28 protein-coding genes are annotated in these 23,125 nt (G+C 35.6%); 14 read left to right on the forward strand and 14 right to left on the reverse strand.

Features of this window, described 5'->3' with window-relative positions:
* Positions 1-87: 87 nt before the first annotated feature.
* Positions 88-273: a hypothetical protein gene (locus QNJ66_RS19810; protein WP_300510059.1), complete on the reverse strand. Its 186-nt coding sequence runs from the start codon at positions 271-273 to the stop codon at positions 88-90.
* Between the two features lie 47 nt (positions 274-320).
* Entirely contained in the window at positions 321-851 is a 531-nt protein-coding gene (locus QNJ66_RS19815) for a helix-turn-helix domain-containing protein (RefSeq protein WP_300510061.1), read from the reverse strand.
* A gap of 536 nt (positions 852-1,387) precedes the next feature.
* Between QNJ66_RS19815 and QNJ66_RS19820 the strand changes: the two genes are divergently transcribed.
* The 3 genes from QNJ66_RS19820 (at position 1,388) to QNJ66_RS19830 (ending at position 3,964) form a co-directional block, all read left to right on the forward strand.
* Entirely contained in the window at positions 1,388-1,756 is a 369-nt protein-coding gene (locus QNJ66_RS19820; RefSeq protein ID WP_300510064.1) for a 2Fe-2S iron-sulfur cluster-binding protein, read from the forward strand.
* Positions 1,757-1,897: 141 nt separating this feature from the next.
* Positions 1,898-2,728 carry an inositol monophosphatase family protein gene (locus tag QNJ66_RS19825; RefSeq protein ID WP_300510066.1) on the forward strand — a complete coding sequence of 277 codons (831 nt, stop codon included), beginning with the start codon at positions 1,898-1,900 and terminating at the stop codon, positions 2,726-2,728.
* A 294-nt stretch (positions 2,729-3,022) separates the two neighbouring features.
* Positions 3,023-3,964 carry a J domain-containing protein gene (locus QNJ66_RS19830; RefSeq protein WP_300510068.1) on the forward strand — a complete coding sequence of 314 codons (942 nt, stop codon included), beginning with the start codon at positions 3,023-3,025 and terminating at the stop codon, positions 3,962-3,964.
* 108 nt (positions 3,965-4,072) lie between these two features.
* Here the strand turns inward: QNJ66_RS19830 and QNJ66_RS19835 are convergent, their stop codons facing one another.
* From QNJ66_RS19835 to QNJ66_RS19845, 3 genes are read right to left on the reverse strand one after another with little or no spacing between them, the layout of a single operon-like run.
* Complete coding sequence (locus QNJ66_RS19835) at positions 4,073-4,534, reverse strand: ATP-binding protein (RefSeq protein WP_300510070.1); 462 nt, start codon at positions 4,532-4,534, stop codon at positions 4,073-4,075.
* Complete coding sequence (locus QNJ66_RS19840; RefSeq protein ID WP_300510072.1) at positions 4,521-5,510, reverse strand: exopolysaccharide biosynthesis polyprenyl glycosylphosphotransferase; 990 nt, start codon at positions 5,508-5,510, stop codon at positions 4,521-4,523. The genes QNJ66_RS19835 and QNJ66_RS19840 overlap by 14 nt, the downstream gene beginning before the upstream one ends.
* A 27-nt stretch (positions 5,511-5,537) precedes the next feature.
* Positions 5,538-6,185, reverse strand: coding sequence for a DUF3318 domain-containing protein (locus QNJ66_RS19845; RefSeq protein ID WP_300510074.1), 648 nt, complete (start codon positions 6,183-6,185; stop codon positions 5,538-5,540).
* A 233-nt stretch (positions 6,186-6,418) separates the two neighbouring features.
* On the opposite strand from QNJ66_RS19845, the gene QNJ66_RS19850 reads away from it, so the two are divergent.
* From QNJ66_RS19850 to QNJ66_RS19860, 3 genes are all read left to right on the forward strand, one after another.
* Positions 6,419-7,540 (forward strand): site-2 protease family protein, encoded by a 1,122-nt coding sequence (locus tag QNJ66_RS19850; RefSeq protein WP_300510076.1) that lies wholly within the window; start codon positions 6,419-6,421, stop codon positions 7,538-7,540.
* A gap of 134 nt (positions 7,541-7,674) precedes the next feature.
* A complete protein-coding gene (locus QNJ66_RS19855) occupies positions 7,675-8,349 on the forward strand; it encodes an SAM-dependent methyltransferase (RefSeq protein ID WP_300510078.1) in 675 nt (224 codons plus the stop codon).
* 252 nt (positions 8,350-8,601) lie between these two features.
* Entirely contained in the window at positions 8,602-9,171 is a 570-nt protein-coding gene (locus QNJ66_RS19860; protein ID WP_300510079.1) for a 2'-5' RNA ligase family protein, read from the forward strand.
* Positions 9,172-9,204: 33 nt separating this feature from the next.
* On the opposite strand, the gene QNJ66_RS19870 is transcribed toward QNJ66_RS19860, so the two are convergent.
* Both QNJ66_RS19870 and QNJ66_RS19875 read right to left on the reverse strand, forming a co-directional pair.
* Positions 9,205-10,881: an RtcB family protein gene (locus tag QNJ66_RS19870; protein ID WP_366146299.1), complete on the reverse strand. Its 1,677-nt coding sequence runs from the start codon at positions 10,879-10,881 to the stop codon at positions 9,205-9,207.
* A 3-nt stretch (positions 10,882-10,884) separates the two neighbouring features.
* Positions 10,885-11,613 carry an RtcB family protein gene (locus QNJ66_RS19875; RefSeq protein ID WP_366146298.1) on the reverse strand — a complete coding sequence of 243 codons (729 nt, stop codon included), beginning with the start codon at positions 11,611-11,613 and terminating at the stop codon, positions 10,885-10,887.
* Between the two features lie 125 nt (positions 11,614-11,738).
* Here QNJ66_RS19875 and QNJ66_RS19880 point away from each other — a divergent pair, with 125 nt between their 5' ends.
* The 8 genes from QNJ66_RS19880 (at position 11,739) to QNJ66_RS19915 (ending at position 16,258) form a co-directional block, all read left to right on the forward strand.
* On the forward strand, positions 11,739-12,449 hold the full coding sequence (locus tag QNJ66_RS19880) for a GDSL-type esterase/lipase family protein (RefSeq protein WP_300510081.1): 711 nt from the start codon (positions 11,739-11,741) through the stop codon (positions 12,447-12,449).
* A 349-nt stretch (positions 12,450-12,798) separates the two neighbouring features.
* Positions 12,799-13,053, forward strand: coding sequence for a type II toxin-antitoxin system HicB family antitoxin (locus QNJ66_RS19885; RefSeq protein ID WP_300510082.1), 255 nt, complete (start codon positions 12,799-12,801; stop codon positions 13,051-13,053).
* A gap of 24 nt (positions 13,054-13,077) precedes the next feature.
* Positions 13,078-13,341: a DUF4258 domain-containing protein gene (locus tag QNJ66_RS19890; RefSeq protein WP_300510084.1), complete on the forward strand. Its 264-nt coding sequence runs from the start codon at positions 13,078-13,080 to the stop codon at positions 13,339-13,341.
* Complete coding sequence (locus QNJ66_RS19895; protein WP_300510085.1) at positions 13,325-13,585, forward strand: DUF2283 domain-containing protein; 261 nt, start codon at positions 13,325-13,327, stop codon at positions 13,583-13,585. The genes QNJ66_RS19890 and QNJ66_RS19895 overlap by 17 nt, the downstream gene beginning before the upstream one ends.
* 234 nt (positions 13,586-13,819) lie before the next feature.
* A complete protein-coding gene (gene asnS / locus QNJ66_RS19900; RefSeq protein WP_300510087.1) occupies positions 13,820-15,211 on the forward strand; it encodes an asparagine--tRNA ligase in 1,392 nt (463 codons plus the stop codon).
* A gap of 59 nt (positions 15,212-15,270) precedes the next feature.
* A complete protein-coding gene (locus QNJ66_RS19905) occupies positions 15,271-15,645 on the forward strand; it encodes a nuclear transport factor 2 family protein (RefSeq protein WP_300510089.1) in 375 nt (124 codons plus the stop codon).
* A 146-nt stretch (positions 15,646-15,791) separates the two neighbouring features.
* Positions 15,792-16,073, forward strand: a complete 282-nt coding sequence (locus tag QNJ66_RS19910; RefSeq protein ID WP_300510091.1) for a DUF29 family protein — start codon at positions 15,792-15,794, stop codon at positions 16,071-16,073.
* Positions 16,037-16,258, forward strand: a complete 222-nt coding sequence (locus tag QNJ66_RS19915; RefSeq protein WP_300510109.1) for a DUF29 family protein — start codon at positions 16,037-16,039, stop codon at positions 16,256-16,258. Before QNJ66_RS19910 ends, QNJ66_RS19915 begins: the two co-directional genes overlap by 37 nt.
* 8 nt (positions 16,259-16,266) lie before the next feature.
* On the opposite strand, the gene QNJ66_RS19920 is transcribed toward QNJ66_RS19915, so the two are convergent.
* The 7 genes from QNJ66_RS19920 to psbZ form a co-directional block, all read right to left on the reverse strand.
* Positions 16,267-16,506 carry a hypothetical protein gene (locus QNJ66_RS19920; RefSeq protein ID WP_300510093.1) on the reverse strand — a complete coding sequence of 80 codons (240 nt, stop codon included), beginning with the start codon at positions 16,504-16,506 and terminating at the stop codon, positions 16,267-16,269.
* A gap of 64 nt (positions 16,507-16,570) precedes the next feature.
* Entirely contained in the window at positions 16,571-17,767 is a 1,197-nt protein-coding gene (dxr, locus tag QNJ66_RS19925; protein ID WP_300510095.1) for a 1-deoxy-D-xylulose-5-phosphate reductoisomerase, read from the reverse strand.
* Positions 17,768-17,842: 75 nt separating this feature from the next.
* Positions 17,843-19,336, reverse strand: a complete 1,494-nt coding sequence (purF, locus tag QNJ66_RS19930; RefSeq protein WP_300510097.1) for an amidophosphoribosyltransferase — start codon at positions 19,334-19,336, stop codon at positions 17,843-17,845.
* Positions 19,337-19,634: 298 nt separating this feature from the next.
* Positions 19,635-19,907, reverse strand: coding sequence for a Txe/YoeB family addiction module toxin (locus QNJ66_RS19935; protein ID WP_300510100.1), 273 nt, complete (start codon positions 19,905-19,907; stop codon positions 19,635-19,637).
* Complete coding sequence (locus QNJ66_RS19940) at positions 19,891-20,190, reverse strand: type II toxin-antitoxin system Phd/YefM family antitoxin (RefSeq protein ID WP_300510102.1); 300 nt, start codon at positions 20,188-20,190, stop codon at positions 19,891-19,893. Before QNJ66_RS19940 ends, QNJ66_RS19935 begins: the two co-directional genes overlap by 17 nt.
* Positions 20,191-20,226: 36 nt before the next feature.
* Positions 20,227-22,533, reverse strand: coding sequence for a phosphoribosylformylglycinamidine synthase subunit PurL (gene purL, locus QNJ66_RS19945; protein ID WP_300510104.1), 2,307 nt, complete (start codon positions 22,531-22,533; stop codon positions 20,227-20,229).
* Between the two features lie 145 nt (positions 22,534-22,678).
* Positions 22,679-22,867 carry a photosystem II reaction center protein PsbZ gene (gene psbZ / locus QNJ66_RS19950; protein WP_007304868.1) on the reverse strand — a complete coding sequence of 63 codons (189 nt, stop codon included), beginning with the start codon at positions 22,865-22,867 and terminating at the stop codon, positions 22,679-22,681.
* Between the last annotated feature and the right edge of the window lie 258 nt (positions 22,868-23,125).

The raw sequence follows: 23,125 nt of genomic DNA on the forward strand, positions 1-23,125 counted from the left end.
AATATATAGCAGTCGCCAAAGCTATTAGGACATTTTTCTGTTCCCTGTTCCCTGTTCCCTGTTCCCTTAAAATATAATTTATGTGTCCTAACTAGCCTGTCTATTGCTATAGATCCCTGCTTCCGCAGAAACTGTTTTCCAAAATAAGCCAACTTTAGGCTCAATAATTTTGATTTGTTTACGTAATTTAGAAAATTCTTGCTCGGATAAAATAGAGCCTAATACCTCATTTATTTGCTGACGTTCAATAAGACTTTGATGAGTTTGTACCATGACAGTAATGAACCTTGTAGTAAATTAAATTATAATAATAATTCTGTTTAAATATGTTTATGATTAGGTAAATCTTGAATTATTAAATTGTTTTTTTTCTGATTCTTTTCATGAGCATTCAATTTTGATTTAGTTGATAAACCCATTTTTTTTAGCAAGTGATTAATATAGCGATCGCTCACTTTAATATTGAATTCTTTAGCTAAATGTTTGCTTAACCATTCTGCTGTCCATTTTCCAAAAGAATAACCATAGTTACGAGGACTATGATTAACTAATTCTTTTAAACGGTTTAAATACTGCTCATTAATTTTTTTTGGTCGTCCAATTTTAGATTTTTTCCAACAATGCGCTTGCCCATTTTTTGCCATCATTATCCAATGTCTTGCTGTAGCTTGACAACAACCTAATAATTGACAAATTTCTGTTTGACTTTTTCCTTCATCAGCTAATAGCATAATCTCAATTCGTTGACGATATTTTTCTTCTATATTTTCTTTAAGATTCTTGGTTAGGATTTTTCTTTGAAATGAAGTTAAATAATTTTGTCGTTGCTCATTATTGATCTTGAAGTCCACAAATGGTTAACCTCTCTAAAAAAAGCAGTTTACAGATATAGCAATAGACAGGCTAGTTAGGACACATAAATTATATTTTAAGGGAACAGGGAACAGGGAACAGGGAACAGAAAAATGTCCTAATAGCTTTGGCGACTGCTATAAGTATTGAGTTATTCAAGTCATCAGTAAATTTATGTAGAAAGTTACTGATAACTTCTGTTTATCTGACCTTAGTATTCCCAAAAAATATCTAAATACCTCAATATTTTTACTGATTTTTAGAGGATATTCTAGTCTCTCAACTAATAAACAAATACTGTTTACAAATACTATTTTTTATGATATGCAACTCTCCCAAGTTATACAAAGCCGATTTTGATAATACTTTTTTAGAGATTTCTCTATAATATTTTTTAAGGCTTGAAATGGGAAAATATTAATATATGCTTAAGAATATTAGATCCCAAAAATTGATAAATATTCAGTTAAATAATTTTTGTTTAAACCCTTGACAAAAAGTTTATAATAATAGTTGATAATTCCCAAATTTCCCCATGAGTCGTTATCACACCATTCGCATTCATCATCGTCAAGTGAATCAAGAATATACTCTACAAGTGCCTGATGATCGCTACATTCTCCATAGTGCAGAAGAACAAGGCTATGAACTGCCTTTTTCCTGCCGTAATGGGGCTTGTACTTCTTGTGCTGTACGTATTGTATCAGGAGAAGTTCACCAACCTGAAGCAGTAGGTTTATCTCCTGAACTAAGAAAAAAAGGTTATGCTCTGTTATGTGTTAGTTATGCTCAGTCAGACTTAGAAGTAGAAACCCAAGACGAAGATGAAGTTTATGAATTACAATTTGGACGCTACTTTGGTAAGGGAAAAGTTAAATTAGGATTGCCCTTAGATGATGATTAAATCTTCTGCTTTTACCAATTAAAATACCTTTGGGGCTTAATAATATTAAGCTCCAAAAAATCACTAAAATTATGGATAGCATTTTCAATTGTTCAATTATAGGGAATAATAAGAATAGCACCCTCAATCCTAAAAATATTTATGAGCTTACCAGATACAAAAGAATTACAAATATTGCTAGATGTTGCCACAGAAGCGGCAATGACTGCTGGAGTTATTTTAGAGAATTTAGTAGATAAGTTAGAGCAAATTGAAGAAAAAGGTCGTCCAGGGGATCTAGTCACAGAAGCAGATAAAAAAGCAGAAGCTACGGTTTTAAATATCCTGAAACGTAGAGTCCCTAACCATCAAATTTTGGCTGAAGAATCTGGTAAAATAGGAGGCAGTGATAGTAATTATTTGTGGGTAATTGATCCCTTAGATGGGACTACAAACTATGCCCACGGTTATCCTGCTTCAGCCGTTTCTGTTGGCTTATTATGGCAAGGGAAACCGATAGTAGGTGCAATATATAATCCTTTTAATAAAGAGTTGTTTCGAGGAGCAAAAGGACTAGGAGCTACAGTTAATTATCGCCCTATTAAAGTATCACAAACCGACCAATTAAGCAACAGTTTATTAGTAACAGGATTTGCTTACGATCGCCGAGAAACAAAAGACACGAACTATCCAGAATTTTGTTATTTAACCCATCTTACCCAAGGAGTGCGTCGAGGTGGATCAGCTTCGTTAGATATTGCCAATGTAGCCTGTGGACGGTTAGACGGTTATTGGGAAAGGGGTTTGAGTCCCTGGGATATAGCAGCAGGAATCATAATTTTAGAGGAAGCAGGAGGTAAAGTGACTGCTTATGATGAAAGTCCCCTAAAATTAGAAGAGGGACGTTTATTAGCCACTAATGGAAAGATTCATCATAGTTTGAGTCAAGCCTTAACAGAAGCATTACCTTGGTTAAAAGCCTTTTACGGTTAAAAAAATCAGATCTTGGTGGAACTATGCTTTTACAAATTAGCGAACCCCCAAAGAAAATGGTATTATAATGAAGTATAGACCTTGAGCAATAAAGCTTTGTCACAAACTTTTAAGCAGCTTGATATTGATTACAATTAAAGAACATACCTATTAGGTTAGGCTAAAATACACTGTTGAAAGCACCAGAAAAATAATGTCATAATTCTAACAATCAATTTTTAAGCTGCACTTTTATATGGTAAAAAAAATCTCTATTTCCAGAGAATATAATTTTAGAAATAAACGATTAACTTTATGTCTTTTCCAATAGAACAAGGACTTTTTAAATATGATATAACCGATCACTATGCTATTTTGGGAGTCCCCATTAATGCTGACACTCGTCACATTCGTCAACGATACTTAAAAATAGCTTATATTCTCCATCCTGATACTTTTAACGGTAATACAGAGAAAGAAAAAAAATTAGCTACTAAAATTTTATCAAAGTTAGTTAATCCAGCCTACGAAACATTATCAAAAGATCGTTATCGTCACGAATATAAGTTAGTATTATCTCAAATGGGAAAAAACTTAGCCGAGGAATTAATTAGTATTACTATTGCTACAGATGAGGCCCAGAAACTTCTACAAACCAGCAATAATCAAGAATTAACCTATCATAGACTTTTAGAACCTTTAGTTAGTCAACAGTATGATGACTTAGATAATCTTTTTAAGATTACTGCCCAAATTAGTGAATTAAATTTGATTTATTTGATGCTTTCTCAAGGAGAGAAAGTTAAAGAAAAAGCAAAACCGAAACCTCAGCCAAAACCTGAATCAAAAGTACAAGCAGAAACAAAAACATCCTCACCTTCAAAACAGGAGGAAACTAAAAAAGAAAAGAGAAAAAATGATGAGAAATCAGCAATTAAAAGTGCTTTAAAACGCGCTGAGGATGATATCAAACGGAATAACCTTTCTCAAGCAATTGTTGAATTACGAGAAACCCTAAAACAAGATCCAAATAATAGCAGTTGTCACGGTTTATTGGGTTTAGCCTATCTGAAACAAGAACAATTAACAATGGCTAAAATTCACATTAATAAAGCAAGAAAAGTCAATCCCCAAGATCCCATTGTAATTAAAGCAAAATTGGCTTTAGATAAAGTGCTTCCTAATTCCGAAAAATCAAAACCCTCCGACAAACAAAAAGGAGGAGGTCTCTTTGGTTTATTTGGCAGGAAAAAATGAACAAGGTTGTTAATTGATAATGGACAATAGATAATGAATAATTGGGAATTAATTTTTCTGCTCATTATCAATGAGAAATTACCATACAAAGGATGGTTTAATTGTTAATCAAATCAAATGTTTTTTCATTTTCAAACAATTCTTCTCATTATTAATGCGAATATATTCTAACTCATCAGTTAATTTATCCATAAAAAATAGACCGCGATCGCTTTCAAGTTCTAATGGATGAATTTGTTGCTCTTTTAGTTGTGCTAATTTAGCTTTTAAATCAAAAAAAGGTCCTTGATCCCAGATAAGAATCTCAACCCAAGTGTGATAAAAATTAACATCAACAATAATAGGAACCGTTAGCGGTAAATTATCGTGTGCATAGAGAACTGTATTGGTAAACCCTTCCGATAAAGCTAGTTTACATTCCCATAAAATTTTCGGCGGTAAATAAGGTTTAGCAATGGTTTCAAACCAAACTAAAATTTTTTCCAAAGCTAAGATTTCTGTCTCCACTATAAGTCGACAAGGCTTGAGCAAAGACGGATGATTGTTATCGGGTCGATCAGACTGCACCACTATTCTTTTGGAATAAAATGAACACAGTCTTTAGGATAAGCTGAATATCATACCAATGACTCCAATTTTTTTGATATCTTAAGTCTAGTTCAATTACTTGTTCAAAATTGGTAATTCGCGATCGCCCGTACACTTGCCATTCCCCTGTCATACCTGGTTTAACGTTTAAGCGTTGCCATTGGGGTACTTCGTAGCGTTCCACTTCGTCGGGGGTCGGCGGACGGGTTCCCACTAGACTCATTTCCCCTTTTAATACATTCCAAAATTGAGGTAATTCGTCTAAGCTAGTACGGCGTAAAAAACGTCCTACTTTAGTTATACGGGGATCATTCGTATTTTTAAAGATAGCCCCTTGAGCTTGGTTCTGAACCTTTTTTTTAAGGGCTTCGGCATTGACGCACATAGAGCGAAATTTAGTCATCTGAAACGGTTTTCCTAGCCAACCACAACGGGTTTGATGGAAGAAAATGGGGCCTGGACTATCCATCTTGATGCTGATGGCAATGGGGATGAATAGAACCGCAGTGATCAACAAACCAACTAAACTGCCGATAATATCGATGGTTCTTTTAATCCAGGAAGAAACAGAAGGGTGAGTTTCAGGGGGTTGCACCGAAGCAGTAGAGGGTTCCTTGGTTTCCAGGCTGTTGGTGATGGGTATGATCTCATCAAGTCCCGTCAGGGATAACACCGCCATTACTGGGGGCGAGGTGTGATAGAGAAGGAGAGCAACATTTTTGTTTTTGGCTGCCTTAAAATTATGGACTAAAGCCCCTATGCCACTACTATCCATAAATTCAGTTTCCTCAAAGTCTAAAATTAGCTGCTCAGGAAGGGTTCCAGACTCTAAATATTGATGACACACCTGTTTGAAAAGAACTGCCTCTAAAACGGTTAAACGTTTTGGCATTTTCATCACGGGGTGGTTGTCAATAATGACGATAGGAAAGGAAGTTTCTGGAGTTTGGATAGTCATCACCTGTTATGAATTGGGCTATTAATTTCAACGTAGGGGACGCTTTCCTTTGTCCTGCTGCATTTTTTCTTTTGCCTTGCTGGCACTGCGTCTGAGGGCTTGCAGACGAGACTCATATTGTTTGCGCTGGCGACGGTTAGGAGTTTGCTCAATCAGTGTTTTAAAAGCACTGCCAAGACTTTTATAAGCGTTGGGCAAAGTATAACCAAAACGAGTCGCTAATGCAATAGCTTTTTCATCAGCTTCGATAGATTCTTTTAATTTCCGTTCTCCGTTATTTTTCTGCCAGAGTCGATACCCAGAAATGCCACATAACCCTAAAGCTAGGAGTAAGAGTAAGCCATCTTGCACCCAAAGTTCTCCTACTGCCCCTCCTAAACCGATGGCTAGGGCTGCCATTTCCCATCCTTCTCTGGGAATAGTATCGTTTTGGATACGGGCAACTTCGTGCCAAAAGAGCAAATTTCGCTGATCAATTGCTAAATTTTCCCATTTAGCTAGGTCAATTTGAATTTCTACTTCATCTCTTCCCAATTCTTCACAGCGTATGAGAGGGGGGTTGATTTCTGTACTGCCTTCTACCATCACCCAGTTTTGTAGTTCTGGGGGTAATAATGTTTTTAACCGCCTTAACTCACTCATTTCTGCTCTAGCAGAGGAAGTTACGTATGTCATAGTCTTATGAGATTTACATTGGTTACTAAGGACTTTATCTTAGCAAAAATCTGGGTTTAATCGCTGCTAATGGTGACACTTTTTCCATTGGTCTCCTTAGTTTAGATCAACCGAACCTCTGAGGACGGGTTTTACGATAATTTCTAATTTCTCTTAATTTTACATTTCGTTACAATAAGATTAAGCAACAGCGAAAAAAGATAAAATCGCTGACAAAATAGGAGGTTATTCAGATGAATAACAATATAAGAGTTGGAAATTTATTCGGTATTCCTTTTTATGTCAACCCCTCATGGTTTTTGGTTTTAGGATTAGTTACTTTTAGTTATGGAGAACAGTTAAGTTTCTTTCCTCAACTCAATGGTTTGCTGCCTTGGCTATTAGGTTTTATTGCTGCTTTATTATTATTTGCTTCTGTTCTGGCACACGAATTGGGTCATAGTTTTGTTGCTATTTCTCAAGGTATTGATGTTAAATCGATTACGTTATTTTTATTCGGAGGATTAGCTAATTTAGAAAAAGAATCTGATACGCCTTTAGAGGCTTTTTTGGTGGCAATCGCAGGGCCTGGGGTGAGTTTATTATTATCAGCTATTTTCTTCTTAGTTGGGTTTAATTTTAACTTATCTACACCCATTGAAGCGATTATTGAGTTATTAGCTTTTATCAATTTAGTGTTAGGGTTATTTAACTTAATTCCTGGCTTACCTTTGGATGGTGGAAATATTTTAAAGTCTCTGGTTTGGAAGATTACAGGTAACCCCAATAAAGGGATTATTTTTGCTAGTCGTGTGGGTCAAGTATTCGGTTGGTTAGCGGTTGCAATCGGTGGTTTATCTATTTTAGGAATTCTTAGATTTGGTAGTTTTTGGACGTTATTAATTGGGTTTTTCTTATTACAAAATGCAGGAAATTCTGCTCAATCGGCAAAAGTACAAGAAACTTTAAATGGTTACACAGCAGAAGATGCGATTATTCCGAATAGTCCCATTGTTGTTAGTGGCTTAACTATCCGTGAATTCGTTAATAATTATGTTATCGGAAAAAATCAATGGAGAAAGTTCTTAGTTGTTAATGAAGAGGGAACTTTATCGGGGGTTTTAGAAGTAGAAAGATTGAAAAAAATTCCTACATCTGATTGGACAGAAATTAGGCTGTTTGAAGTAATACAACCAGTTACAGATTTGATAACCATTCAGGCTGAGGCAACACTATTAGAGGTAGTTAAACTGTTAGAAGATGACCCCTTTAAACAACTGACTGTCATTGGAGAAAATGGTCAAGTTTTAGGATTATTGGAGAAGAATTCAGTTATTAATTTACTTCAAAAAGATAAGCAAAAACTGGCTGCATAATCAAAGATAATTAACAGATGATTAGGTAGGGGTCAACGGTAGTTGAACCCTACAATAGTTATGAGTATTTTTCAATTTTTCAGAATTGTATTAAGATATAAAAATAGTTCAAGTATGAGGTAAATTATATGGTAATGAACTTAGAAAAAGTTGTCCCATTTGGACGGTCATTAGACGAATATATTAAAATGTTCAATCTGACAGAAAATGATTTTAAAAAATCAATTTTAAGTGTTGCAGATGGGCCTGCGAGTTTTAATGCAGAAGGAACTAAATTAGGTTATAAAATTAATTCAGTTGATCCTCTCTATATTTTCAGTGGTGAGGAAATTAAAAGGCGATTTTGTGCTGTTGTTGATGATATTATTAAACAAGTAGAAAACACTCCGAATGATTGGGTTTGGAGTTATCACAAATCACCTCAAAATTTAAGAAAAAATAGAGAAAAAGTTATTGCGTTATTTTGTGCTGATTATGAAATAGGGAAAAAAGATAATAGATACAACATTGGACAATTACCAAGATTAAAGTATGATAAAAATCAATATGAATTAGGTCTAGTCTCTCATTTTCTCTTTCTTTATTCTGCTCATTTTGATCAACAATTTCATATTAATTCTATTGATGAAATCTTACGTATTTGTCGTGAAGTAAGGATTTTTCCCTTAATCACTTTACAAAATAAAATTTCTCCTTATCTTCAATTTATTATTACATATCTAGAAAATAAAGGCTACAAATGTAAACTTGAAAAAGTTTCCTATCAACTACAAAGAGGAGGAAATCAAATGTTGATAATAACCAAATGAATTGAATAAATATATAGATGAAAGTAACATAGTTTTCTAACTTTAGTTCGGAGTTTGGAGTTCGGAGTTCGGAGTTCGGACTAATGATCAACCACCGTTGACCCTTACTTTGTTAGGGAAATAATCAGTGTTTGAAACTTTTGATTTTGACAAATTGTCTATAAATTTTCTTATATCTAACTCAGGTTTCTAGACTGTAATAAAAGCAGGATACTTGTGTTAATATGTTTAAAAATAAAATCACAAAAATCTATGAATAATGTCCAAAAAGTTTCAAAAAGACGATTTTTTATTGCTTTAATTCCTCCTAAATATATACAAGAAGAGGCAACAAAAATCAAAGAGCATTTTCGGGATATTTATAATAGTAAAGCTGCTTTAAAATCTCCTCCTCATGTAACCTTACAACCACCTTTTGAATGGGATATAGAAGACTTAGAAATATTAATCCAAGAATTAAATGATTTCTCGGAATCTCAACAACCCTTTTCTCTGACTTTAAATGGTTTTGCTGCTTTCAAACCTCGTGTTATTTATATCGATGTAGTTAAAAATACTGAACTTTTATTGATTCAAAAATTATTAATGTCTCGTTTAGAATCTTCCTTAAATATTGTTCATCAAGTGTCTAAAAAACGCCCTTTTTCTCCCCATTTAACCGTTGGTTTTCGAGATTTAACTAAAAATAATTTTTATCAAGCTTGGGAGGAATTTAAAGATAAAGAGATTTACTATAATTTTGTCGTAAGCAAACTAACTTTATTAATACATAATGGCAGAAATTGGGAGATACACTCTGAATATAAGTTTAATTTAACATAAATGTTTAAGGTGGGGAGCGCATCGCCCTACTAATTAACCTTTGACACATATAACCTGTTTCAAAGTCGCTACAACTTCTACTAAATCAGATTGTTGATTCATGACTTTTTCAATAGGTTTATAGGCACCAGGAATTTCATCTAATACACCTCGATCTTTACGACATTCTACTCCTTTTGTTTGTTCAACTAAATCATCAAGAGTATATGTTTTTTTAGCTTTACTTCGAGACATCAAACGACCAGCACCATGAGAACAATTATGGACTAAAATGGGGGTATAAAAATCCGTAAAAACAATATAATTATGATTGTCTTCGACGGTAAAGTTATAAACCGCAGTTTCCCCAACTTTCTCAATAGAAAAAACTCGATTCATAGCTAAAGTTTTGTCTAATGATTCTCCCTCAAATTTATGAACACTAACCATTTTTCCTTGTTTAGCTATTGTGGTGAAATTCTCACATTTTAAATCACCATCTACAAGGGTTTTTGCTAATAATAGCTTATCAGAATAAAGACGTTTTGGAGGTTCTGTAATCTGTAATCTTTTACAAATTTCACGCAATTTGTTCATGATGACATTATCTCGGAATTCAATCGCATAATGATTACGATTTCGGTAAACTTTATAAGCAACTCCAAGACTCAAAAAAGCACAAATTAAGGGAGAAAACATCTCAGTTTTACCAACACTAATAGAAATAGTATCACGGTTATAACTACCATCTCCATCCAAATAACCTGCCAAAAAGTGTAATGCTAACCAAGGATTCGTTAACAAGATATTAGGTAACTTAGGTAAAATACTCTTAAATCTATTCACAAAATCTAAGTCACTAATTGTTAACTCAATTAAACCTGTTCCTTGAATGATTCGACCGTGTAAATTACTCTTTCTTGGTGGAGTTATTCTTACAGAAACCTGATCACTATAAATTCTTAGTAAGGTTTCTATCTGATTCATAAATTCTTGTTTTTCAGGTTTATTTGCTTGGAAAATACCAATATAAGACTGTATATATTTTCCTCCTCGTGGACGTTGATTAATATCAGGTGCATTTGCTCTTTTAGTCTGATAAATTGTTCCATCAGATAAAATAACTCCTAACAGATAATAAAAATTGTGATCTTGTTCTTCAAAAGTTAATTTTGAAGGTAAATCAATCTCAGTTGGAATAATAACTCCACTCTGGTAATCAGCAATTTTTTCAATGGAATCATAGACTAATTCTCCTTTTTTATAAGTAGCAAAAGGATGGTCGGGTGTACAAGAAATTGTATTATCTAAATGTCTTCTTGTCTGAGATAGAGAGTATTTATTGACCACAGCATCACAAACACTTTTATCAATAATTGCTTTAGGGACAAACTTTTGAGATTCTTGGTCATAAGAGATCAATTTAACAGTATTGGATGAGTTAAAAACATCCTCAATTTTCATCAATCCTTGCTCTGTCAAGATAAAGGTTTCTGCTGGAAAACAAGAACAATAACTATCATGGTTTCCTTTGCCTTTTACAATGTAAGATTTTGCTCCCATTGAACCAGGAATAATTCCATAATCTTCTTCTCTTGCTCTTACTGCACCTTTACGAGTAACATACACTTTTTTACCAAAATGTAGCTCTTTTTCTGCATAATTATGATGACAGTTTACAGATAATAAAGGTTTGCTTGGTTTCCCACCTCCTAAGTGTTTATCAATGATTTTTTAAAACCTTTTCATCATTACATCTCGGTTAAAACGGGCATAATTTTGCGCCCATTGTAAGTCTCGCCAATAAGCAGCAAATTCATCAGTACCTGCTACAAAATAAGCTAAATCTGGATCTGGTAAGGAAATATTTGCTAACCTTGCTAACTCTTTGGCTGTACCAATATGACATTGTGCTAACTTATTACCAATATGACGAGAACCGGAATGTAACATTAACCAAATTTTGTTTTCTGTATCTAAACAAACTTCGATAAAATGATTACCTCCCCCCAATGATCCCATTTGGTTTAAGGCTTTGACTTCTAACTTTTGAACTCCTTTATGTAAGTCCTTAAATTTACGCCAATTTTGCCAATTTGTAACCATTTTATCCGCTTCTTTATTCTGCTCAAAACCCACAGGAATAGTAGCTTCAATTTCAGAGCGAATTTGCTTTAATTTTCCTTCTAATTGATCAGCTTTATAATGTGTTTTAATAGCAGCCATACCGCAACCAATATCTACCCCCACAGCAGCAGGAATAACTGCATCTTCGGTAGCAATAACTGACCCTACTAAAGCCCCTTTTCCTAAGTGTACATCCGGCATTAAAGCAACGTGTTTATATACAAAAGGTAGAGAGGCAACATTTTTTGCCATCTGCATTTCTGCTGATGCTAAATCATGATCAGCCCAAGATAATACGGGTTTTTCTGTACTAATTTTTAAAGGTTCGTAAGGCATAGATTTTTACTTTATGACAGCACACTACAATTATACTACACAAATAATTTTACCGAGTTACGCTACAATAAAGTTTCGTATCAAAATATGAAGTTATTTTACAGACCATTACAGGAGTCTTCTTAATGTCAACCGTTGCCAACCCTACACAAATCTGGAATTCATCCTTTAACACTCAGTCCTTGAGAATTGTGGCGTTAGGAGATAGTTTAGTGTATGGGTACGGTGATACCGTTGGGGGTGGATGGGTTGAGAGGTTGCGTCGTCAGTGGATGGGGCAGGAAAATGGTCATGTATTGTATAATTTGGGGGTGAGAGGCGATCGCACCCATCAAGTGGCCGAACGCTTAGAAGGGGAATATCGGTATCGTGGAGAGTTACGCAACCGTGTTCCTGATCTGATTATGCTTTCGGTTGGGGTGAATGATTCGGCGAGGTTGAGACGACCCAATGGGCGTTTATTTACAGACTTTGAGACATATCAACAGGAAATAGAGAATTTATTAGATAAAGCGCAGCAATTATGTCCTGTATATTTTGTCGGTATGGTTCCAGTGGATGAGGAAAAAATGCCCTTTATTGACTGTTTTTATTTTAATCATTTTGATCAATATCGTTATAAAGAAGTTGCAAAAAAAGCTTGTCAGTCTCGTAATATTCCATATCTAGATATTTTCGATTTATGGTTAGGAAGAGGAGAAAATTATGTCAAGTCACGATTAATTAATGATGGTTTACATCCCAATGTTAAAGGGTATGAATCTTTGTATGAGGATATTATAAATTGGAAAGCTTTACAGCAATTAAATATGAGTAATCTATCAGCTATAGTTTAATTGTAGGGTGGGCAATGCCCACCTTACTATTCTATTTCTTCCTAGCTTTACCTAATTTGCGTTTGAAACCTGTACCTAAACCTAGAATTTTCAAAATCTTGATCATAAAGAACTATAGTTTGTTGGGCTTTAGCTTGTAAAGATAACCCTCCTATTAAAGTTGAAATTAATCCTGTTATAAGTAAGGTTTTCTGCATTGGTTTGATCCTTTTAGTTTAATGAAAGTATGAGTAAATTTATCTATCTAAATGTAAAGTACCCAAAAAGATACGAAAAAATAACACAGTATAATCACTTAAATACAATAAAACCTCTCCTTTCCTAGATCCTACAGTCAGTTAAAATAACTATGTACAGACCCAAAATGGAAACGATGACATTACAAGAACCTCGCTATAGTATGATCATTGAATGGTCACAAGAAGATCAGTTATTTGTAGTCACTATTCCTGAATTGTCAGAACTGGTTATTATGCCTTGTACTAATGGAAAAACCCGTGAAGAAGCGATTATAAATGGAGAAGAAGTCATTGAAATATATTTAGAAGCATGGCAAGCAGAAGGTATAACAATTCCTAAAGCAAAAACGTTACAAATTATTTAAAGTTTAAAAAGAGGTTTACTTTCGTTGGATTTTATTCTTTCTAAACACGCAACCGATGAATTGAATAAAGCAGGGAGATCCCAAATTAAACAAGAATGGATTCATCGTGCATTGACTACTCCAGACTATTCTGATAAAGATAATAGAACGAATACAATTCGTGTGTGGAAACGAATTCCAGAATTTGGTAATCGAGCTTTGAGAGTAGTTTATAATCCAAATACACAACCCATTACAGTTGTCACAGTTTTTTTTGATAGGGGGTATAAAGATGAGTTTTCAAATTAATTATGATCAAGAAGTAGATGCAGCTTATCTTCGTCTGGAGAATCAGACAGTTTTAGAGTCTGAAGAAATTGCTGATGGTATTATTATTGATTATGCTCAAGATAATAAGATAGTTGGGGTTGAGTTATTGGGGGTAAAAAGCATCAACTTAGGAGATTTATCTCTCCTGATTGCTCTGTTACCTGAATCATTTAGAGCGGAAATTAAGGACTTTTTTTCTTTAGAGTTTAATCTGAAAAAATAGGCACATCTGACTTAACAGAAAAATAGCTTTTCTTTGATTATTACTAGAGCATACTTCCTCTCTCTTAGGGTTAGACTATTAGAACTTAGGTGATAATAAGAATATAATCCTCTGTCGTAACCTACCAAAATTAGATTTCTTGGTTTATTATGCTATGCTAATACACCCTACAATTATAAGGACAAAATTTGGTAGAATATTCAGGCAACGGATTTATAAACTATTAAATATATAATGCAAACTAAACGAGTTAGAGACATCTTACGCCACGGCCAACCCGATGAAACTGTTACTATTCAAGGGTGGGTACGCACCAAACGGGAACTAAAAGATTTTGCTTTTATGGAAGTTAATGACGGTTCTTCCCTCAATAGTTTACAGGTGGTTCTCGATGAAAGCGTCCCCAACTATCAAGATGTTCTCAAACTCCTCAATACGGGGTCTTCTGTGGAAGTTTCAGGAAGCCTGGTACAATCCCCCGGAAAAGGTCAAAACATCGAGTTAAAAGCTGCTACAGTGCAGGTATACGGCACATCTGACCCCGAAACCTATCCCCTCCAGAAAAAACGCCATTCTTTTGAATTTTTACGCACCATTGGACATCTGCGATCGCGGACTAATACCATAGGAGCGGTTATGCGGGTGAGAAATGCTTGTGCAACCGCTATTCATAAATTTTTTCAAGAACGAGATTTTATGTGGGTTCATACCCCTATTATTACTGCTAGTGACTGCGAAGGGGCAGGAGAATTATTCACTGTAACTAATTTTGATTTAAGTAAACTTCCTGTTGATAAACAAGAGAAAATAGACTACACTCAAGACTTTTTTGGTAAGCAAGCTTATCTAACAGTAAGTGGACAGTTAGAAGCGGAAGTTATGGCCATGTCTTTTCAAAATGTTTATACTTTTGGACCGACTTTCCGGGCAGAAAATTCTAATACTTCTCGTCACTTAGCTGAGTTTTGGATGGTAGAACCAGAAATGGCTTTTTGTGATATTGAAGGAGATCAAGACTTAGCAGAAGAGTTTTTAAAATACATTTTTAAATATGTGTTGGAAACTTGTGCCGAAGATATGGAATTTTTTAATAAGCGTATTGATAAATCGGTTTTGGAAACAGCCGATAATATCATTAACAATGACTTTGAAAGAATTACTTATACCAAGGCCATTGAATTACTAGAAAAGTCTAATAAAAAGTTTGAATACCCTGTGGAATGGGGTATAGATTTACAATCAGAACATGAACGATATCTAGCAGAAGAATTATTTAAAAAGCCCTTGATTGTGACTAACTATCCTGCCGCCATTAAGGCCTTTTATATGCGTTTAAATGATGATCAGAAAACCGTTGCTGCCATGGATGTATTAGTACCAAAAATTGGGGAAATTATTGGTGGTTCTCAACGGGAAGAAAGACTGGATGTGCTGGAAAAACGGATTAAGGAAATGGAGATCATTCCTGATGATTTATGGTGGTATTTAGAGTTAAGAAAATATGGAACCGTTCCCCATGCAGGATTTGGTTTAGGGTTTGAAAGAGTGGTACAATTTATGACAGGTATGGGTAATATTCGGGATGTTATTCCTTTTCCTCGTACTCCTTTAAGTGCGGAATTTTAGAGCATATTTATGTTATGTTTGTAAGGTGGGCATTCCTCACCTTACTATTGGAGAAAACTATGTCTATTGAAGCTACAATTTCTAACTATTATAACAGTTTAGCTGCGATGAATCCTCAAGGTTGGTTAGACAGTTTAGCAAAGGATGCAGCTATTTATGATCCCGTGGGTAAACCTGCTTTAAACCCAGAAAAAGACTCAGAAAAATTGTTTACTATTCTCACTAATTTTTATAGTAAATTTGAGATAGAAAGAGAGTCCTTATTTATTGTTAATAATGAAGCTGCGGTTAAATGGAAAATGACTGTTGTTTCTAAGAATGGTAAAGAAGCAAACGCTGAAGGTATTACTACGTTTAAACTCAATGAAGCTGGTAAGATTACAGAAGTCAAAGCTTATTGGGATGAAAATATGTTAAAATCGCAATTAATGTAGGAGAAAATTCAAAATGACAGAACCACCTAAAGAAAAAAATACTATTCCTATTAGTCCAGAAACAGCAGTATTAATTATTAGTTTACTGATTTTATTACCTTTGTTGTTAACAGGATTTTTTGCCCATTAACTAACATAATAAAAAAATGAATAATAGTTTATACGAGTTAGACTTTGGAGAATGGATAGAACAACAGGTTATTGCACTCAAAAATAAAGATGCTGCTGCTTTAGACTGGTATAACTTACAAGAGGAAATAGAATCATTAGGAGCAAGTGATAAATGCGCAATTAACAGTCTTACTCGCCAATTATTAGCCCATTTACTATTATATGCTTATTGGCCTGTTAATAGAGATTTTTATCTATCTGGTCTGGTTGGAAGATTGAAATCAATAACTTTAGAAATGATTTATCTGATTTTTTAGATTCCAAGAATTATTATAAACATTTTAGTGCTAACCTTGACAAGAATTATAAGAAAGCTTTAAAACAGGTACAATTGAAAGCTGAAAACGCTAATTTTTACCTTAATTTACCCTTAGAATTACCATTCACAATTGAACAAATATTAGATGATGATTGGTATCCAAATTTTAGAGAATATTCCTAAATAAGATACTAATTTTTTAAGAACTGATTACTGTATCTTTGAAAAACATCTTGAAAAGTTTGAGGTAAACTAATAATTTCATTCCATAATTCTTGAGGACTAATCCCAAAAATAGACTGTAATAAAACCATAATTAATGCTATAATTACTAAATTAATAACCGTTGACTTAATAATAGTTAATAGCCAACGAAATAGTAGAAATGAAACTAATAAAGCAGCAATCAATAAAATTAAATTTATCGGCATAATTACTAACTAAAAATCAATGTAGAGACGTTATACATAACATATATAACATCTCTCTACACTATTATTTTAGAGAAACAACTTGACTTTTATTTCCCAATTCTTCAGCCGCCATTAAAACAGTTTTTCTTGCCCAATTATCTGCTTCTAAAATATCCTCTAAACTAGGACTAGAAGGGTTATGATCTCTAAAGTCATCACAGGTTTTTTCAATAACTTTAGGAATATCTAAAAATGTAATTTTTTCCTCTAAAAATAAAGCTACTGCTTGCTCATTAGCTGCATTTAAAACAGCAGACATTGCTCCTCCTGCTTCTCCTGCTGAGTATGCTAACTGCATACAAGGATATTTATCGTGATCTGGTTCTCTAAAGGTTAAACTACCCGCTTTAACTAAGTCTAAAGTTTCCCAGTCAGTATAAATTCTTTCCGGCCAAGACAAGGCATATAATAAAGGAAGACGCATATCTGGCCATCCCAACTGTGCCAAAACTGAGGTATCCTGTACCTCAATTAACGAGTGAATAATACTCTGAGGATGGATAACAATATCAATATTTTTGTAGTCCATTCCAAACAAGAAATGAGCTTCAATTACTTCTAACCCCTTATTCATTAAGGTAGCAGAATCAACCGTGATTTTTTGACCCATTGACCAGTTAGGATGTTTCAGGGCATCTTGTACCGTAACATACTTTAATTGTTCCACTGGCCAATCACGAAATGCACCCCCAGAAGCGGTTAAAATAATTCTTCTTAAACCACCCTCCGGAACCCCTTGCAAACATTGAAAAATAGCAGAATGTTCCGAGTCAGCAGGTAATAGTTTCACCCCGTGTTTTTCAACTAAAGGTAAGACAACTGGACCCCCGGCAATCAAGGTTTCTTTATTAGCTAAAGCAATATCTTTTCCGGCTTTGATAGCGGCAATAGTAGGCAATAAACCAGCACATCCTACAATACCAGTGACCACACTTTCAGCGTCACCGTGACCAGCAACTTCAATAACCCCTTCTTCCCCTGCTAAAATAATAGGAGAATAGTCCAGAGTCCCAATCGCATCTTTGAGGTTTCCTAGTTTGTTTTCATCACGAATAGCTACAATTTCTGGACGAAACTGTTTGACCTGGGTAGCCAATAAATCAACATTAGAACCAGTGGCTAAACCCACCACTTGAAATTGTTCGGGATATTGGTTAACAATATCAAGAGTTTGGGTACCAATAGAACCAGTGGAGCCAAGAATAGAAATTTTTTTCACAATACTGCATGATTAAACTGGGGTTCACCTATCACTATAAGGCGATCGGGAACTTATGCAAAGGGCTGCATCTTGTTAACCTCGCACTTGTTCTAACATCAATTTAGACCCTTTAAGATCATCAGGAATAGTAATGGGATAATCTCCTGTAAAACAAGCAGAACAAAAACCATTGGGATCTTCTTCGGTCATATCTAACATTCCCTGCCAAGTCAAATAGGCCAAAGAGTCGACCCCTATCTGTTCGCAAATATCAGCAACGGATTTTGTGGCCGCTATTAACTGACTTTGGTTATCGGTATCAATACCATAAAAGCAGGGATGGGTAACAGGAGGAGAAGAGATTCTCATGTGAACTTCTTTGGCCCCAGCATCTCGCAACGCTTTAACAATTTTTCGGCTAGTGGTTCCCCTAACAATAGAATCATCCACCATAATCACCCGTTTGCCGTTTAAAACGTCTTTGAGAGGGTTTAACTTCATCTTAATTCCCGACTCTCTCATGTGTTGTGTGGGTTGAATAAACGTGCGTCCCACATAACGATTTTTGATTAACCCTTCGCCGTAAGGAATACCAGAAACCTGAGAAAAGCCAATGGCCGCAGGAATACCAGAGTCAGGAACCCCCATCACTAAATCTGCTTTCACACAAGATTCTCTGGCTAGTTGCTGTCCTAAACGCACTCGATAACTATACAAGGTTTCATCGTGCATTAAGCTGTCAGGACGAGCAAAATAGATCATCTCGAAAATACACAATTTTCGTTGCGATTGTTGTGTCCAATGAAAAGAAGATAACCCTTCCTCAGTGATCCACACCAGTTCACCCGGTTCTACATCCCTTAAATAGTCAGCCCCAATAATATCTAAAGCGCAAGTCTCTGAAGCTAAAACATAACGCCGAGGATTATCCTCCAAAATGCCGATAACCAAAGGTCGTACACCATTGGGATCTCTGACTCCCATTAATCCTTTCGGGGTTCCAATAGCCAAACTATAAGCCCCAGAAAACAGGGGAAAAGAACTAATGGCAGCCTCTAACCAGTCTTTTCCTTGATCCACTTCCTGAGCGATCGCTACAGCGATCATTTCTGAATCCGTGCTAGTATGGAAATTGCAGCCCCGTTCTTCTAAAGTTTTACGCAATTCTAGGGTATTGACAAGATTGCCATTATGTGCTAGTGCCAAATTACCAAGGCGAGTCTTCAAAACAACCGGTTGAGCATTGGCTTTGTGGCTTGATCCCGTAGTAGAGTAGCGCGTATGACCCACGGCAATGCTACCTGTTAGGGTTTCCAGGATGTCTTGCTTAAAGACTTGGGAAACTAAGCCCATATCTTTGTGAACATGAATAATATCATCTTCTAAAGTAGCAATACCGGCGGATTCTTGGCCACGGTGTTGCAAGGCGTATAAACCGAAATAGGCTAGTTTCGCCACTTCTTTTTCTGGGGCCATTACCCCAAAAACACCACAAGCTTCTTCGGGTTTATCTAGGGAATAATTATCGCTATCAAAAGAATTATCTAATAATTGATAGGTGGGGGAGGGTTTTTTTTTGGCAGTCATGTTAGGGATGAACTCCTGAAAACAGCGTCAAGGATGGGGTTAGGGCAACTTTTGCAGAAATGATAAAGAATTCTTAACAAATATTTAACTTAATCTTACCAGGGGACTGGCCAGTTTAGATGGGAATAAAATATTTAATTATATTGACAATCGCTTTCTATTTTAAGGAATTAACCAAGTTTCAACCACTGTAATCCTAACAAAATATCTTAGCTTTGATTTTCAGTACAGGAATATCTAGCACTAGGGTTTTCAAATGCGATCGCTAAATTATTGATTTTTAGATAAAACTATTCATTTATTCATAGTGATATCTTGCTGCTAAAAATTGAATACAATCATTTTGAACCCTATAAATTAAACGATGTTCTTGAGAAATACGACGAGACCAAGTATTGGCCTCGACATATTTCAAAGGTTCAGGTTTTCCTATTCCTGAAAAGGGATCTTTTGTAACAGCTTCTACTAAGTCTAAAATACGAGAAACGATTTTCTTATTAGTTTTATACCACCACATTAAATCTTCCCGAAACTGTTTATCAAAAATAATTGCTTTAGCGTTCTCTTTCAATCCCTAAGTCCTCACAAAGTTCCTCAATAGTTTGTCCTTCTATCTCCTGAGAGTCTCGTTTTATGGAACGTTCAATAGCAGCAAATAAACGTTGAGCATTAGCAGGGTTTCTTAATAAGTGAACCGTTTCTAATAAACTATTTAATTCCTCTGCTTGTAACATAGCAATGTCTTTATGTCCAGGACGAGTAATAATAGCAATACTATTATCAACTTCAATATTATTTAGTAAACTTTCTAGATTTTCTGAGACTTGTTGGTAGGTTCTTTCAATGGATAACATAAGTGATTTTCTCCTAATGTAGTAGTCTTAAATAGGTTAACTTTCCAACCTTTTTTCAATTGCGTTTGACCAATCATTAATCATAGTCTTAACTTCTACACTAATAATTGAAGTATTATCAGACAAGATAACATCTAGTTTATTTGATTTAACTGTACCTAATTTTTGCCAATTATTGCCTAAATTTTTCTGTAGATAACTTTCCCATTCTTGCTGATTTTCAGGACTAACAGAAACAATAATTTGTCCACATAATTCTCCAAATAGTAAAGTATCTAACCTATTTTTTTCTTGATTATTTAGATTTATTTCTGCTCCCAAATTTCCGCTAATACAACATTCAGCTAAAGCCACAGTTAAGCCACCTTCCGCACAATCATGCGCCGATTTTATGCAACCTTGACTAATCCCTTCTTGGCAAATTTTTTGTACTAAACGTTCCTGAGCAAAATCAACTTTAGGCGGTTTTCCTGACACAATATCATGAATAGTTGCTAAATATTCTGATGCACCTAAACCCGGCTTATTATCAACCCCTAACAAATAAATAATATCCCCTTCATTTTGCCAACCTTGTCCACAAACCTTAGTAATATCTTCTATTAAACCCACCATTCCGATGACGGGTGTGGGATAAATTGGCTGAGGATTTCCCTCACTATCAACTGTCTCATTATAAAGAGAAACATTGCCCCCAGTAACAGGAGTATTTAGTTCCTGACAAGCTTCCGAAATACCTTGACAAGCTAAGGCTAATTGCCAATAACCAATAGAATTTTCAGGACTGCCAAAATTCAAATTATCAGTAATAGCTATGGGTTTAGCCCCCACACAACTAAGGTTTCTCGCCGCTTCTGCCACAGCAGCTTTTGCCCCTTCTAAAGGGTCTAAATAAACATAACGGGAATTACAATCAGTGGTAGCAGCAACCCCTATTTTACAACTATCAGGTTGAGCATCAATAGGACGCACACGAATCACCGCAGCGTCTGCTCCTCCTGGTAGAATAACCGTGTTATTTTGTACCTGATGATCATATTGACGATAAACCCATTTTTTAGAGGCAATAGAAGGAGTATCTAAGAGAGTTAATAAAATATCATTCCAACTTTTCAATTCTCCCTTAATTTCAATACCTTCTAGTGTACAACTAGGTAAACTATCTTCTGTCCATTGCCAAGCTTTTTGGGCGTATTCGGGAGGATTTTCTAACAACTCTCGATGATAAATAGGTGTATTATCTGCTAAAGCATTAGCAGGAATTTCGGCAGCAACTTCTCCTTGAAATAATATTCTAACTATGGGTTCTTCTATCACTTCTCCTGCTACCACTGCTTGCAGTTCCCAACGCTGAAAAATATCAATTAACTCCTGTTCTCTTCCCTTTTCTGCCACAAATAACATTCTTTCTTGGGACTCAGACAAAAGATATTCGTAAGGAACCATTCCGGTTTCTCTCACAGGTATTTTATCTAAGTCTAATTCTATGCCAACCCCTCCATTAGCAGCCATTTCAGACGTGGAACAGGTAATTCCTGCTGCTCCCATATCCTGCGCTGCCACCACTGCACCGGTTTTAAATGCCTCCAAACAGGCTTCAATTAAAGACTTTTCTAAGAAAGGATCTCCCACTTGTACCGCCGGACGATCATCCATAGATTGATCCGTTAATTCTGCACTGGCAAAACTCGCTCCACCCATGCCATCTCTGCCCGTAGTTGACCCTACATATAATACAGGATTACCTATTCCTGAAGCCCCAGATTTAACGATATCTTTTGTCTCCATTAAACCCAAGGCCATCGCATTCACTAAAGGGTTGCCATTGTAAGCAGAATTAAAATAAATTTCTCCCCCAACTGTTGGCACACCAACGCAGTTACCATAATGGGATATACCTTCAACAACTCCTGAAAAAATGCGTCTAGTTTTAGCATTTTCCAAGTCTCCAAAGCGCAGAGAATTTAAACAAGCAATGGGTCTGGCCCCCATAGTAAAAATATCCCTTAAAATTCCTCCAACTCCGGTAGCTGCACCCTGAAACGGTTCCACTGCCGAGGGATGGTTATGAGATTCAATTTTAAAAGCTAATCTTAAACCTTTTCCTAAGTCAACCACGCCGGCGTTTTCCCCCGGCCCCACTAAAATGAGATCGCCTTCTGTGGGAAAATTTTTCAGTAGAGGACGAGAATTTTTATAGCAACAATGTTCTGACCACATGACCCCAAACATCCCTAATTCTGCTTGGTTGGGGTGTCTTCCTAACCGTTGCACAATTTCTTCATATTCAGAGGGTTTGATGCCTTCTGCTGCTATTTCTTCGGGGCTAAAGGGTGCATTCATGGGTTTGTACTTGGTGTTTTTATGGCAACCACATTTCATTGTATCGGCAATTGTTCATATAAGCCCGAAAACTTAAGCCCCATCTTTAACCATAGCTAAAGATGGGGCTATTCTACTCGTTGAGGTCTGAAAACCTCATAGAATATTAAACAACTAGGAAGTTTAAGCCAGCTACGAGTAACACTAAAACAGTCCAAATGGCAGAGCCAATGAACAATAAAGGCTTAGATTGATCCCAGTTTTGGGGGGAAGCATAAGCAACGGGAACGGCAACTACCATGACAAAGGAAAAGAAAACAAGGGCGGATAAGACAAGTTGGAAGATAATAGACATAATGTAGATTTTTCCTGAAGTTCTCCTAAAAAAAGATTAATTGATAGTGAACACAGTGATCAAACTATCATACTTTTTGCTCAAAATTTAGCTTTATTATCTGTCTAGATCGAACTTATGTCAAAAATATGCCCCTCATTCGATAATGGGGGGGTGAAGTACCCCAACTTGCTTCGCTGAAGTTGGGGCTTCCCAACGACAACTCAACTCAAGGACGGTTTTATTCGTCTTCGAGGTTTCCCGTCTCATTGGCCGTTG

It is taken from the genome of Crocosphaera sp., assembly GCF_030064895.1.
In the GTDB taxonomy this organism is placed as follows: domain Bacteria; phylum Cyanobacteriota; class Cyanobacteriia; order Cyanobacteriales; family Microcystaceae; genus Crocosphaera.

What these genes read in the sequence shown, in the direction of transcription:
- QNJ66_RS19895 (WP_300510085.1), top strand. Translation starts at nt 13,325, where the DNA reads ATGAGTTTTCAAATTAATTATGATCAAGAAGTAGATGCAGCTTATCTT.
- QNJ66_RS19880 (WP_300510081.1), top strand. Translation starts at nt 11,739, where the DNA reads ATGTCAACCGTTGCCAACCCTACACAAATCTGGAATTCATCCTTTAAC.
- QNJ66_RS19885 (WP_300510082.1), top strand. Translation starts at nt 12,799, where the DNA reads ATGTACAGACCCAAAATGGAAACGATGACATTACAAGAACCTCGCTAT.
- QNJ66_RS19875 (WP_366146298.1), bottom strand. Translation starts at nt 11,613, where the DNA reads ATGCCTTACGAACCTTTAAAAATTAGTACAGAAAAACCCGTATTATCT.
- QNJ66_RS19830 (WP_300510068.1), top strand. Translation starts at nt 3,023, where the DNA reads ATGTCTTTTCCAATAGAACAAGGACTTTTTAAATATGATATAACCGAT.
- purF (WP_300510097.1), bottom strand. Translation starts at nt 19,336, where the DNA reads ATGACTGCCAAAAAAAAACCCTCCCCCACCTATCAATTATTAGATAAT.
- QNJ66_RS19820 (WP_300510064.1), top strand. Translation starts at nt 1,388, where the DNA reads ATGAGTCGTTATCACACCATTCGCATTCATCATCGTCAAGTGAATCAA.
- asnS (WP_300510087.1), top strand. Translation starts at nt 13,820, where the DNA reads ATGCAAACTAAACGAGTTAGAGACATCTTACGCCACGGCCAACCCGAT.
- QNJ66_RS19850 (WP_300510076.1), top strand. Translation starts at nt 6,419, where the DNA reads ATGAATAACAATATAAGAGTTGGAAATTTATTCGGTATTCCTTTTTAT.
- QNJ66_RS19840 (WP_300510072.1), bottom strand. Translation starts at nt 5,510, where the DNA reads ATGACTATCCAAACTCCAGAAACTTCCTTTCCTATCGTCATTATTGAC.
- purL (WP_300510104.1), bottom strand. Translation starts at nt 22,533, where the DNA reads ATGAATGCACCCTTTAGCCCCGAAGAAATAGCAGCAGAAGGCATCAAA.
- QNJ66_RS19940 (WP_300510102.1), bottom strand. Translation starts at nt 20,190, where the DNA reads ATGTTATCCATTGAAAGAACCTACCAACAAGTCTCAGAAAATCTAGAA.
- QNJ66_RS19855 (WP_300510078.1), top strand. Translation starts at nt 7,675, where the DNA reads ATGAACTTAGAAAAAGTTGTCCCATTTGGACGGTCATTAGACGAATAT.
- QNJ66_RS19825 (WP_300510066.1), top strand. Translation starts at nt 1,898, where the DNA reads ATGAGCTTACCAGATACAAAAGAATTACAAATATTGCTAGATGTTGCC.
- QNJ66_RS19845 (WP_300510074.1), bottom strand. Translation starts at nt 6,185, where the DNA reads ATGACATACGTAACTTCCTCTGCTAGAGCAGAAATGAGTGAGTTAAGG.
- QNJ66_RS19920 (WP_300510093.1), bottom strand. Translation starts at nt 16,506, where the DNA reads ATGCCGATAAATTTAATTTTATTGATTGCTGCTTTATTAGTTTCATTT.
- psbZ (WP_007304868.1), bottom strand. Translation starts at nt 22,867, where the DNA reads ATGTCTATTATCTTCCAACTTGTCTTATCCGCCCTTGTTTTCTTTTCC.
- QNJ66_RS19905 (WP_300510089.1), top strand. Translation starts at nt 15,271, where the DNA reads ATGTCTATTGAAGCTACAATTTCTAACTATTATAACAGTTTAGCTGCG.
- QNJ66_RS19810 (WP_300510059.1), bottom strand. Translation starts at nt 273, where the DNA reads ATGGTACAAACTCATCAAAGTCTTATTGAACGTCAGCAAATAAATGAG.
- QNJ66_RS19910 (WP_300510091.1), top strand. Translation starts at nt 15,792, where the DNA reads ATGAATAATAGTTTATACGAGTTAGACTTTGGAGAATGGATAGAACAA.
- QNJ66_RS19860 (WP_300510079.1), top strand. Translation starts at nt 8,602, where the DNA reads ATGAATAATGTCCAAAAAGTTTCAAAAAGACGATTTTTTATTGCTTTA.